10 protein-coding genes are annotated in these 12,540 nt (G+C 67.6%); 7 read left to right on the forward strand and 3 right to left on the reverse strand.

Annotated elements, in window-relative coordinates; genetic code table 11:
- The first annotated feature begins 178 nt into the window (after nt 1-178).
- The 6 genes from A5622_RS10885 to A5622_RS10910 all read left to right on the forward strand — a co-directional run bounded on the left by A5622_RS10885 (nt 179) and on the right by A5622_RS10910 (nt 7,404).
- The gene (locus A5622_RS10885; RefSeq protein ID WP_066878453.1) at nt 179-391 is read left to right on the forward strand and encodes a heavy-metal-associated domain-containing protein; all 213 of its coding nucleotides are present in this window, start codon (nt 179-181) and stop codon (nt 389-391) included.
- A complete protein-coding gene (locus tag A5622_RS10890; protein WP_066878455.1) occupies nt 388-2,643 on the forward strand; it encodes a cation-translocating P-type ATPase in 2,256 nt (751 codons plus the stop codon). The genes A5622_RS10885 and A5622_RS10890 overlap by 4 nt, the downstream gene beginning before the upstream one ends.
- A gap of 173 nt (nt 2,644-2,816) precedes the next feature.
- Nucleotides 2,817-4,217, forward strand: coding sequence for an alpha/beta hydrolase-fold protein (locus A5622_RS10895; protein ID WP_066868460.1), 1,401 nt, complete (start codon nt 2,817-2,819; stop codon nt 4,215-4,217).
- Between the two features lie 255 nt (nt 4,218-4,472).
- Nucleotides 4,473-5,282 carry a polysaccharide deacetylase family protein gene (locus A5622_RS10900; protein WP_066868462.1) on the forward strand — a complete coding sequence of 270 codons (810 nt, stop codon included), beginning with the start codon at nt 4,473-4,475 and terminating at the stop codon, nt 5,280-5,282.
- A gap of 153 nt (nt 5,283-5,435) precedes the next feature.
- Nucleotides 5,436-6,725 (forward strand): lipase family protein, encoded by a 1,290-nt coding sequence (locus tag A5622_RS10905; protein ID WP_197507992.1) that lies wholly within the window; start codon nt 5,436-5,438, stop codon nt 6,723-6,725.
- Between the two features lie 112 nt (nt 6,726-6,837).
- Nucleotides 6,838-7,404 carry a TetR/AcrR family transcriptional regulator gene (locus A5622_RS10910; RefSeq protein WP_255361692.1) on the forward strand — a complete coding sequence of 189 codons (567 nt, stop codon included), beginning with the start codon at nt 6,838-6,840 and terminating at the stop codon, nt 7,402-7,404.
- 53 nt (nt 7,405-7,457) lie between these two features.
- On the opposite strand, the gene A5622_RS10915 is transcribed toward A5622_RS10910, so the two are convergent.
- Nucleotides 7,458-8,066, reverse strand: a complete 609-nt coding sequence (locus A5622_RS10915; protein WP_066868469.1) for a TetR/AcrR family transcriptional regulator — start codon at nt 8,064-8,066, stop codon at nt 7,458-7,460.
- Nucleotides 8,067-8,133: 67 nt separating this feature from the next.
- Between A5622_RS10915 and A5622_RS10920 the strand changes: the two genes are divergently transcribed.
- Nucleotides 8,134-8,964, forward strand: a complete 831-nt coding sequence (locus A5622_RS10920) for an alpha/beta fold hydrolase (RefSeq protein WP_066868471.1) — start codon at nt 8,134-8,136, stop codon at nt 8,962-8,964.
- A gap of 64 nt (nt 8,965-9,028) precedes the next feature.
- On the opposite strand, the gene asnB is transcribed toward A5622_RS10920, so the two are convergent.
- On the reverse strand, nt 9,029-10,858 hold the full coding sequence (asnB, locus tag A5622_RS10925) for an asparagine synthase (glutamine-hydrolyzing) (RefSeq protein ID WP_066878457.1): 1,830 nt from the start codon (nt 10,856-10,858) through the stop codon (nt 9,029-9,031).
- Nucleotides 10,859-10,911: 53 nt separating this feature from the next.
- Nucleotides 10,912-12,366: an aldehyde dehydrogenase gene (locus A5622_RS10930; protein WP_066878459.1), complete on the reverse strand. Its 1,455-nt coding sequence runs from the start codon at nt 12,364-12,366 to the stop codon at nt 10,912-10,914.
- Nucleotides 12,367-12,540: the final 174 nt, after the last annotated feature.

The raw sequence follows: 12,540 nt of genomic DNA on the forward strand, positions 1-12,540 counted from the left end.
CGACCCTGCGGCTCACCTGGCGGGGACCCCGGTCGACGACAGTGACGGTCATGATGTCTCCTTCCGCTACCCGGCAGCCTAATCCCGGCAGTCGATCCCACCTGCGCCAATAGCCCGCCGGGCCGTGCAGGCAGAATGGAGGGGTCCAGACCTGCCGGGGAAGCGAAGAAGGAGCGGCATGCCCACCAGCGAATATCGGGTGAGCGGGATGAGCTGTGGGCACTGCGAGGCCGCCGTCCAGAGCGAGGTCGCCCAGATTCCCGGCGTGCAGGAGGTGGCGGTCAGCGCCGCCACGGGCCGGCTCGTCGTCACCAGCGCACGGCCCATCGACGCGGATGCCGTCCTCGGCGCGGTCGACGAGGCCGGCTATGAGGCCGTCCTGGTCGCATGAGCACGCCCCCACGACAGATCAATCGCGCCGCCGCAACCACCCCGTCCCGCATCGAGCTGGAGATCACCGGGATGACCTGCGCCTCGTGCGCGGCCCGGATCGAGAAGAAGCTCAACAAGCTCGACGGCGTCGCGGCGACCGTCAACTACGCCACCGAGAAGGCCGCCGTCACGGCCCCCGCCGGGTACGACCCGCGGATTCTCATCGGCGAGATCGAAAAAGCCGGGTACGCCGCCGCCCTGCCGCGAGGCTCGACACCCGATGACCGGGAGCTGGCCTCGCTGCGCCGGCGGCTGGCCACCGCGATCGTGCTGGCCGGGCCCGTCATCGCCATGGCCATGGTGCCCGCGTGGGATTTCCCGCACTGGCACTGGGTTTCGCTGGCCCTGACCACACCGGTCGTCGTCTGGTGCGGCCGGCCCTTCCACGGGGCCGCCTGGACCAACCTCAAGCACGGCGTCGCCACCATGGACACGCTGGTCTCGCTCGGCACCCTGGCGGCATTCCTGTGGTCGATCTACGCCCTGTTTCTCGGGGCCGCCGACCAACCGGGTATGCAACATGACTTCGAGCTGACCGTCGGGCGCGACGGCGCCCCGTGCCACGTCTACTTCGAGGTCGCCGCGGGTGTGACGTTGTTCGTGCTCGCCGGCCGGTATTTCGAGAAGCGGTCCAAGCGGGCGGCCGGCTCCGCGCTGCGCGAGCTGCTGACACTGGGCGCCAAGGACGTCGCGGTGCTACGCGACGGTGCCGAGACCCGCATCCCGATCGAGCACCTCGCGGTCGGCGACGAGTTCGTCGTGCGTCCCGGGGAACGGATCGCCACCGACGGGATCGTCGTCGCGGGTTCCTCGGCCGTCGACGTCGCCATGCTGACCGGCGAGTCCGTCCCGGTCGAGGTCGGTGCGGGCGACGCGGTCACCGGCGCCACCGTCAACGTCGGCGGCCGGCTCGTGGTGCGCGCCACCGGGGTCGGGGACGACACCCAGCTCGCGCAGATGGCCAGGCTCGTCGAGCGGACGCAATCCGGCAAGGCCCGGGCGCAGCGCCTCGCCGACCGCGTCTCGGGGGTGTTCGTTCCCGTGGTCATCGGCCTCGCGGTGGCGACGCTGGCCGGCTGGCTCGCGGCGGGCTTCTCGCTCACCACCGCGCTGACGGCGGCCGTCGCGGTGCTCATCATCGCCTGCCCATGCGCGCTGGGGTTGGCCACTCCGACCGCCCTGCTGGTCGGCACCGGACGCGCCGCCCAGCTCTGCGTGCTCATCAACGGGCCCGAAGTGCTCGAGGCCACGCGCAGCGTCGACACGATCGTGCTCGACAAGACCGGCACCGTCACCACCGGCAAGATGACCCTGGTCGACGTCATCCCCGGCCCGCAGACCGACCGCAGCACGCTGTTGCGTTACGCCGGGGCCCTGGAAGACGCCTCCGAACATCCCGTCGCGCGGGCCATCGCCCGGGGTGCCGTGGCCCAACTCGGCGCGCTGCCCGCTCCCACCGACTTCACCGGGATCGACGGCGACGGCGTGCAGGGCACGGTCGACGGGCGTGCGGTCGTCGTCGGCCGCGAACGCTTGCTGACCGAACGCGGGATGCACCTCGACGCCGCGCTGTCGGCGGCCAAGGCCCGCGCCGAGGCGGAAGGCAAGACCGCCGTGGTAGTCGGCTGGGACGGCCTGGCCCGCGGCATCCTGGTGGTCGCCGACACGATCAAACCGTCCAGCGCCGAGGCGGTCCGACAGTTCACCCGACTGGGCCTTACGCCGGTGCTGCTGACCGGCGACAACGCGGGCGTCGCCGCCCGCGTCGCCGACGAGCTCGGGATCGCGCAGGTCATCGCCGACGCGACGCCCGCCGACAAGGTCGCCGCGGTGCAACGCCTCCAATCGGAGGGCAAGGTGGTCGCCATGGTCGGCGACGGCGTCAACGACGCCGCGGCGCTGGCCGCCGCCGATCTGGGCCTGGCCATGGGCACCGGCACCGACGTCGCGATCCAGGCCGCCGACCTCACGGTCGTCCGCGGTGACCTGCGGGCCGCTGTGGACGCGATCCGGCTGTCCCGGCGGACGCTGGCCACGATCAAGACGAACCTGCTGTGGGCGTTCGGGTACAACCTCGCCGCCATCCCGCTGGCCGCGCTCGGCATGCTCAACCCGATGTTCGCCGGCGCCGCAATGGCCGTCTCCAGCCTTCTCGTCGTCGGCAACAGCCTGCGGCTGCGCTCGTTCACCAGCGGCGTCGACGACGCATGAGGGCGCCAGCAGGGTCGAGCGGACCTTGCTCGGCCCACACGCTGAAACGGTCGGCTGACGGGCCGCGATCGTATGGGATAGTTGGTCCGGCCGCCGTCTTCGATGACCCCGACCGGCCCTCGGATATTCACCGCACCCCCGCACAGCGATCGATCTAGCGAAGGTCACGACCGTTGGAGCAGTTCTTCGGACAACTGTCCCTGCTGCATGGCTGGTTCCCGCCGGCCGTGCAGGGGCTGGCGCTGCTCGTGCTGCTCGTGGCGATCCAATGGCGTGCCGGGAGCTGGCTCAAGCGGGTGCTGCCGGTCGCGCTGATCGCGGCCGTCGCGGTGACCCTGCTGGCGCGGTGGTACATCACCTCGCTCGGGGTGGCCGGCGACCCGGCACCGACGACGCTGTGGCTTTGGATCGCGATGACCGGTCTGGCCGCCGCGGTCTTCCTGGTGGGGTGGCGGGGCGTCCGCTGGTGGCGTCGCGGGGTGGCGCTGGTGTCGATACCGCTGTGCGTCCTGTGTGCCGGCATGGCGCTGAACGGCTGGGTCGGTTACTTTCCGACCGCGCTCGCCGCGTGGAACCAGCTGACGTCGGTGCCGCTGCCCGACCAGATCGACCGGCTGCGGGTGACCGAGATGCAGATCGCCGGAACCAGGCCGACCAAGGGCGTGGTGGTGCCGGTCGACATCGACGACAATGTCCCCTCTGGCTCGCACTTCGCCCACCGCCGAGAGCTCGTCTACCTGCCACCGGCCTGGTTCAACAGCAATCCGCCGCCGCGGCTGCCGGCGGTCATGATGATCAGCTCCGCCTTCAACACCCCCGCCGACTGGCTGGGCCCGGGCGGCGCGTTCACCGCCATCGACAACTTCGCGGCCGCCCACCACGGCTTTTCCCCGGTGCTGGTGTTCGTCGACCCCACCGGTTCCTTCGACAACGACACCGAGTGTGTCAACGGCCCCCGCGGCAACGCCGCCGATCATCTGACCAAGGACATCGTGCCCTTCATGGTGTCGAACTTCGGCGTCAGCGCCGACCGCGCCAACTGGGGCGTCGCCGGCTGGTCGATGGGCGGTACCTGCGCGGTGGACCTGGCCGTCATGCACCCCGAGTTGTTCAGCGCGTTCGTGGACATCGCGGGTGACCGTGGGCCCAACGGCGGCTCCACAGATCAAACCGTCGCCCGCCTCTTCGGCGGCAACCACGACGCGTGGGCCGCCTTCGACCCGGTCACCGTCATGACGAAGCACGGCCACTACGAAGGCCTGTCGGGATGGTTCGACGTGCCCTCGTCGACGGAGGCGCGCACGGTCGCGCAGGAAGCCAGCCCCACGCTCACCGCGTCCAGCAGCGATCCCGCCGCCAACCCCGAAGGCCAGGACGCCGCGGCGAACTCGCTGTGCGCCGTCGGCACCGCCCACGGCATCGCCTGCGCGGTGGTCACCCAACCGGGCAAGCACGACTGGCCGTTCGCCGCCCAGGCGTTTGCCACGGCACTGCCGTGGCTGGCCTCGACGCTGGGCACACCAAGCACCGAACCGGTGCAATTGCCGCAACGGGCCGCCGGGGAACCGCACTGATTCACCAGCCGGCCCGGACCGTGAATTAGCCAGGGTCGGCGAAATTCACAGCTGACCCTCCCGTAACGGAGCCGACTTCTCGGCGCCGCCAATGGTACGGTTCGCTGCTGTGGCCTCGATGTTTTGCATCAAAGGCGGTTCCTGCGTGGACCCGCTTGGTGCGCAGCGCGCCACAATCCGGGTGCGAATCCTCGCGCCGAATTCGCCATTTTCATCGCCTCGTGATCATTTGATCGACGCCGTCGCTTGTCAGCCATGAACCGCCGCCAGTTCCTGGGATCGCTCGCCGCGTCTGTCGTCGCCGGCGTCGGCGCCGCCCGGCTGATCGTCGATCCGCAGCCACGCACCTTTGCCCAGACGCCGGCGGCCGACGTGCCGACCTCCGGACCGACCGCCCCACGGGCCCTGTTACCGCCCCCGCCGCCCAGCGCCCGCATACCGCTGCCCGGCGGCGGCGCCCTGATGAAGCTCCCGGGCGAGGGTGACCTGCTGGCGCTGACCGTCGACGACGGCGTCAACAGCGACGTGGTGCGTGCCTACACGCAGTTCGCGAAGGACACCGGCATACGACTGACCTATTTCGTGAACGGGATCTACGACTCGTGGACGGACAACCTGGAGCTGCTTCGGCCGCTGGTCGACAGCGGTCAGATCCAGCTCGGCAACCACACCTGGTCACACCCTGACATGACCACACTAACCAAAGAGCAAGTGGCAGAACAGCTCTCCCGCAACGACGCGTTCCTGAAGAAGACGTACGGCATCGGTGCCAAGCCGTATTGGCGGCCGCCATACGCGAAGCGCAACGCCGCCGTCGACGCGGTGGCCGCCGACCTCGGTTACCACGTCCCCACGCTGTGGTCGGGCTCCCTGTCGGACTCGACGCTGATCACCGAGGAGTACATCGTCCAGATGGCCGATCAGTACTTCACGCCGCAGGCCATCGTGATCGGGCACCTCAATCATCTGCCGGTCACGCACGTCTACCCGCAACTCGTCGACATCATCCGCGACCGGAACCTGCGCACCGTCACGCTCAACGACGTCTTCCTCAAGACGCCGTAGCGACTGCTAGTCAACGGATTCCGGCTTCATGCACCGGGCGCCACCGCACCACCTGGCAATTCTTCGGCCAAAAACATGCGCCGGACAATTCAATCTCTAAAAATTTAGAGATTGCTCTTCCGCTCACGGCCCGGTGATTGTTACCGTTCCGTAATGCATCGGGCCGGGGGAATTTTCGCAGTACTGCTGGTAATTGCGTGCGCACTCGTGGGAGTGGGAAATGCGCGGGCCGACGGCGGTGACGAACCGCAGTACGCCGACTTCTACACCCCGCCGGACCCGCTACCGCCCGGCCAGCCTGGCGATCTGATCCGTACCGAGCCTTCGCGGCTGGTGCTGGAACCCTCCGGACAACTGGGCGCGATCATGGCCACCGGCACCCGGATCATGTACCGCAGCACCGATACCCGCGGCAATCCGATCGCGGTCACCGGCACCTACTTCGAGCCCTACAACGACTGGCCCGGGCGCGGACCGCGGCCGTTGATCAGCTACGCGCCCGGCACCCAGGGCCAGGGCAATCAGTGCGCCCCGTCGCGAATGTTCAACCAGGGCATCCACTATTCGGGTGGCTGGGACATCATGTTCAACTACGAGGAGCTGTTCGTCGCGACCATGGTCGCGCGTGGCTTCGCCATCGTGATGACCGACTATCAGGGCCTCGGCACCCCGTCCATGCACACCTACGTGGGCCGGGTGGCCGAGGGTCAGGCCGTGCTCGATGCGGCCCGCGCGGCCATGCGGCTGCCCGGGACGTCGTTGGATCCGCATGGGCCGGTGGCATTTTGGGGCTACTCGCAAGGCGGTGGCGCGACCGCGTCGGCCGCCGAGCTCGCCTCCCAATACGCCCCGGACCTCCACATCGTGGGCACCTACGCCGGCGCGCCGCCGGCCAACCTCAAGGAACTGTTGCCCTACGCCGACGGCAGCGCGCTGGTCGGTGTCGTCGGGTATGCCCTCAACAGCGTCATGGCGGCCTATCCGGAGTTCGCCGACATCATCCGCTCCAAGATGACGCCCCGCGGGTTGGCGATGCTGGAATCGGTATCGCGGCAATGCGTCGGACAGACCCTGCTGGACTTCATGTTTCGCCACATTCAGCCCTATTTCACCGAGGACATCAACCAGCTGGTGAACGAGGAGCCGTTCAACAGCCTGTTCGAGGCCCAACGGCTCGGGCGCTTCAAACCCAACGCACCGGTCATGATCGACAGCAATCGCTATGACCCGCTGGTGCCCTGGACCGCGGCCAACCAGCTGGGCCGCGACTGGTGCGCCCAGGACGCCGACGTCGAATTCCGCACCAACGAAGAGCCACCCTTCCTCAACAAGCTCGTCATCAACCACGCGCTGCCGATGCTGGTCGACGGCGAACCGGCCATGCAATGGATCGCCGCGCGCTTCAACGGCGAGCCCACCACACCGAACTGCGGTCAGTTCTAACGGATTCGCGCGATCCGGGCCGGCGCCGCCTCCGCCGGATAAACTGGGGCGTATCGCTGCACGTAGAAAGCACAACGCGCCGGAGCGGCGCCGCCAGCTCGCCGACGCCGCGATCGAGCTGCTGGGCGCCAACGGGGTGCATGGCGTCAGCCATCCCAAGGTCGACGACCACGCCGGGGTGCCGGCCGGCACCACGTCGTTCTACTTTCGGACCCGCAAGGCACTGGTGCACGCCATGGCGACACGGCTGGCCGAGCTCGACGTCGCCGACTTCTCGATGATGGCCGAGCTCGCCGAGAATCACGCCACCCAGTTCGCCGGCACCGCGGGCCTGGCCCGCATCGTCATGTACGTGAACAGCGAACCCTGGCTGACGCGCGCCAAGGCCCGCTATGAACTCGCGCTGCTGGCCGGCCGCGACCCGGAACTGGCCGCTGCCCTCAACGAATCCGCCGACCGGCTCTACGCCCTGGCGCGCAGTGTCGTCACCCAATGGCATGCCGCCGACAGCGCGCCGGATCCGGACCTGGTCGATGACCAGGCGACCGCCACCCTGGCGTTCATCAACGGCATCATGTTGACCTTCGTCGCGGGCCAGCCGGCCGTCGACGATGCCGAGCGCCTGGACCGCCTGATCCAGGGCGTCATCGCGGGCGTCGCGCAGGTACGCGAAGAGTAGCGAAAACCGATCCAGCTCTGTGGTTTTCGCGTGACCACCGAGGGTGGTGGCCGTCACCGAGCGTCGAACATCGCGTCGATCAGCCGATGCAACACCTGCCCGACTTCGAGACGGGTCCGCGTCGGGTCGTCGGCCGTGGCGATCACCATGGCCGCCTCGTCGAGCGCGCCGATCAGCACGTGCGCCAACGGCCGCACCGGCTGCTCGGCCAGCTGGCCGGCCCGGATCGCCTCGGTGAGCATCTGCTCGGTCATCCCCAGGCTGTACCGCTGGGCGACATCACGGAATTCGGCCCAGCCGAGCACACTCGGCGCATCCAGCAGGATCAGCTGGCGCACCTCGGGATCGCCGGACACGTCGAGCCACGCGTCGACCGCGGCTCGCACCGCGTCGGCCGGCGTGGCGGCCCCGGATTCGGCCACCACCACGGCCATCCGCGCCATCACGTCCTGCTCGACGACCTCGACGACCTCGCGGAAAAGCGCTGCCTTGTCGGCGAATTGGTGGTACATCGCGCCCCGGGTGACCCCCGCGGCGGTCGCGATCTCCGGCGTCCCCACTTCGGCGTAACCCCGCAGCCCCCACAGCTTGCGGGCAGCCGCGATCAGCGCCTCGCGGGTCGCCGCGGAGCGCTCTTCCTGGGTCCGTCTCTTGCTTTCCATACAGTCTGTTGGTAACTTACGAACAGACAGCCTGTTTGTAAGTGTATCCCCGAATTAGGAGTTTGCTATGTCGACGATCGACATTAGTGCCGGAACGATCCATTACGAAGCAACCGGACCCGAAAACGGCAGGCCTGTCGTGTTCGTGCACGGCTACATGATGGGTGGGCAACTGTGGCGCCAGGTCAGTGAGCGCCTGGCGGCCCGTGGCCTGCGGTGCATCGCTCCGACCTGGCCGTTGGGCGCGCATCCCGAGCCGCTGCGCCGCGGCGCCGACCGGACGATCACCGGTGTCGCCGGCATGGTCGCCGACGTGCTTGCCGCGCTGGATCTGCAGGACGTGGTGCTGGTGGGCAACGACACCGGCGGCGTCGTCACCCAGCTGGTGGCCGTGCACCATCGCGAACGGCTGGGTGCCTTGGTGCTCACGAGTTGCGATGCGTTCGAACACTTTCCGCCGCCGATCCTCAAGCCGGTCATTCTCGCGGCGAAGACCAAGCCCTCCTTCCGGACCGTGACCCAGGCCATGCGGGTGCCGGCCGTGCGCAAGCGTGCGTTCGACGGCCTGGCGCATCGCAACATCGACGAGCTCACCGAGGCCTGGGTGCGCCCGGCGCTGTCGCTCCCCGCGGTCGCGGAAGACCTGCGCCAGTTCACCCTTTCGATGCGCACCGAGGTGACGACGACGGTGGCGGCCCGGCTCTACGACTTCGACAAGCCGACGCTCATCGCGTGGTCGGCCGACGACGTGTTCTTCGAGCAGGAAGACGGGGCGCGGCTGGCCGCGACGATTCCCAATGCCCGCCTCGAAGTCATCGCGGGGGCACGGACGTTCTCGATGGTCGATCAGCCCGATCGGCTCGCCGATCTGCTGTCATCGATTGCGGTGCGCGCCTAGGCATCCCGCGCGGCAGGCCGGTGCGGGGCTACATGCACCGGAAGTCTGCGACGCGGCCAGTGGGTCAGAAGACGACCTCGGGCTGGTACAGGTCGAGCCAGCTGGCCACGTCCAGCGCCTGCTCTATCTGGTACCGAGCACCTGTTGGCAGCGTTTCCGGGTCGAGGCTGGTCAGCTCCTCGAGCCTGGAGCGCTCGATCAGACCGAACAGTGCGTCGCTGTCCCCGGCGAGAAGATCCTTGGCTTGCCGCTGGATCTGTTCGCCGTACCTCGGGTCGGCCGTCGACGGGTAGGGGGCTTTGACCCGCCGCACCACCGATTCGGGCAGCAGGTCACGACAGGCGCCGCGCAGCAGGCTCTTCTCCCGCCCATCAAAGGCCTTCAAGGACCACGGCGTGTTGTATACGTACTCCACCAACCGGTGATCACAAAACGGCACCCGCACCTCTAGGCCCACCGCCATGCTCATCCGGTCCTTGCGGTCCAACAGGATCCGCAGAAACCTCGTTAGATGCAGGTAACTCATAACGCGCATCCGGTGGGTGAAATCGTCCTCACCCTCAACGCTGGCCACCTCGGTCACCGCCTCGGTGTAGCGCTCGCGCTTGTACGTGTCCAGGTCGACCGCCGAGCGCAACGGTCGGGTGTACACGCCAGCGGCATTCCCCTTCATCAGTTCCATGGCGGCAAGCCAGGGGAAGTCGTCGGTGCGCTGCATGACGGGGTCGTGGAACTGTGGGTAACCGCCGAAGATCTCGTCCGCGGACTCACCCGACAACGCCACCGTCGAGTGCCTGCGGATCGCCTTGAACAACAGGTACAACGACGCGTCCAAGTCACCCCCGCCCGCCGGCAGGTCGCGGGCGACGATCACCGCACGCCGGATATCCGGATCCGCCAAATCATCGGCGTTGAGCACGATTTCGGTGTGCTCGGAACGAACGTGCTCGCTCACATCGCGCGCGTAGGGGGTATCCCAGCTCGAGCGCACCTGATCGGGGGCGAAATTGTCGGCCTGCCCCGCAAAGTCCACCGAGAAGCTTCGCACCGGAACGCTCAACTGACGCGCAGACAGTGCGGTGATCGAGCTCGAGTCCAGCCCGCCGGAAAGCAATACGCATTTGGGAACATCGGCCACCAGCTGCCGCCGCACGATGTCGTCGAGCAGCTCGCGCACCCGCCGAACGGTCGTCTCTTCGTCATCGGTGTGGGGCCGCGACTCCAGCCGCCAATAGGTGCGCTCACGGATACCACGCTCGTCGACGGTGACGACCGTGCCGGGCTCGACCTCCCGCATGCCTTTCCAGACGGCCATCCCCGGAGTCTTGATCGGCAGCACCATCTCGCGTAGGCCATCGATGTCCACGACGCGCTTGACCATCGGATTCGCCAAGACGGCCTTCGGTTCGGAACCGAACAGCACCCCGTCCGCTGTCGGATAGATATAAAAGGGCTTGATGCCCATCCGGTCGCGGATCATTACCAGCGTGCGGCGCCGCGCATCCCAGATCGCAAACGCGTACATCCCGTTGAGGCGATCAGCCACCGCATCGCCCCACCGCAGATAGCCACGCAGCACCACCTCGGTATCGCTGGACGTCTTGAAGCGCTCGCCCAGCGCCACCAATTCGTCTCGCAGTTCGGTGAAGTTGTAGACCTCGCCGCTGTAGACCATGGCGACATCACCCTGCGGGGTCGAAACTGACATCGGCTGCCCACCACCCGGCAGGTCGATCACCGCGAGGCGGCGATGGCCCAGCGCCGCATTACGCTCTGACCACACACCCGACGCGTCCGGGCCACGGCACGCCATCGTCAGGGTCATCGCATCAAGCACGTCACGCTCACGCGTCAAATCACGCTCGAAAGCAATCCAGCCAGTAATGCCACACACGTTGTCAACCCTTCATTTTGAGGACCCGCGCCTGGATGTCTGCTGCGGACCGACTACGTCTCGGTAATCGGGGCACCGATGCGAGCCATCGACTTGACGGTCTGATAAGTGGCTAGGCCTTCCGGCCCGAACTCCCGCCCGATACCGCTTGCTTTGACTCCGCCGAAGGGGGCATCGAGATCGAGAGCGTAATGGTTGATGCCAATGGTTCCTGTGCGCACGGCGCGGGCGATCTCGGTTGCCCGCGCTTCGTCGCGCGACCAGACGGTGCCGGCCAGACCGAAGTCGGAGTCGTTGGCGATTTCGACGGCTTCAGCGTCGCTGCGGTACGGAATTACCGTGACCACGGGTCCGAAGGTTTCCTCACGGGCGATGCGAGCCGAGTTGTGCACATCGGCGAACACTGTCGGCGCCACATACCAACCAGTGGACCGCCCCGCGGGAACCCCGCCGCCTGTTACCAGCGTTGCGCCTTCGGCTTTTCCCGTCTCGATGTAATCCAGCACCCGGTCGCGCTGTCGGGCGCTCACCAGGGGGCCGATATCGACGCCTGGGTCGAGCGGATCCCCAACGACGAGCGAGTTCGCCATTTCTCCTAACGCGTCGACGACTTCGCCGTAGCGGTTAACGGGGGCGAGTACCCGCGAATTCGCGACGCACAGCTGTCCGTTATTGCCGAACGACCAGCTGCGCAGCCCATCCAATGTCGCATCCAGATCGGCGTCATCGAGGATGAGCGCGGCGGACTTGCCGCCGAGTTCCAAGGTCACCGGTCGCATGAGCCGCCCGCAGGTTTCCGCGATCAGACGACCCGCTTCCGTCGAGCCGGTGAACGCCACCTTGTCAACACCGGGCCGGCTGACAAGGTAGGCGCCCGCGTCGTCACCGCCGGCAACGACGTTGAGCACGCCCGGCGGCAGTTCAGCTTCCGCGGCGGCTTCGCCGAATACCCTTGCGTCCAAGGCTGTTTCCGGTGCGGGCTTCAGGACTACGGTGCAGCCGGCCGCCAACGCGGGGGCCAACTTGACCGCCGCCAGCACCTGCGGGACGTTCCAGGGCACGATGGCGCCGACCACGCCGACCGGCTCGCGGCGCACGATGGTATGCCCGTTTGCGCTAGGCCTGACCTCTTCGACATCGAGCTTCTGAATCAGCGTCGCGTAGTAGCGCAGTACCGCCGCAGGCAGCAGCCCGTTACCGTTCCGGGAAAAAGCGATCGGCGCGCCCGTCTCGCGGGTACACAGTTCGCTGGTGTGTTCGGCGCGCGCCTCCAGGGCGTCGGCCATTCGTTCCAGGAGGCTGGCTCGTTCGGTCGCCGGGGTGCTCCTCCAGTCGTGCAACGCCTCCCCGGACGCGGCCACCGCGTCGTCGATATCGGCCTCGCGAGCGCTGGGCCCCTGGGCAAGCAGCCTTTCGGTCGCGGCCTCGAAGACAGGCGAAGTGGCGCTGGCAGGGCGGAACTCCCCATCGATGAACAGCTCCGCCGCGTCCTCGCGAATCCTCCCCACCGAATCCTCCTTCTGCCGTGATCGAATTGACTTGGACGTCGTTGTTGTCATCACGGACAAACGCGTGACGGTGAACTCGAGGCGGTGTTTACGCCGTCAAATAATCGGATGTGGCTTCCACTGCCGAGGAGCCCCTTCGCACATCGAATTCGTTGCGGCTCATGGCGGCGACAT

Source organism: Mycobacterium sp. 1245801.1 (genome assembly GCF_001673055.1).
In the GTDB taxonomy this organism is placed as follows: domain Bacteria; phylum Actinomycetota; class Actinomycetes; order Mycobacteriales; family Mycobacteriaceae; genus Mycobacterium; species Mycobacterium europaeum_A.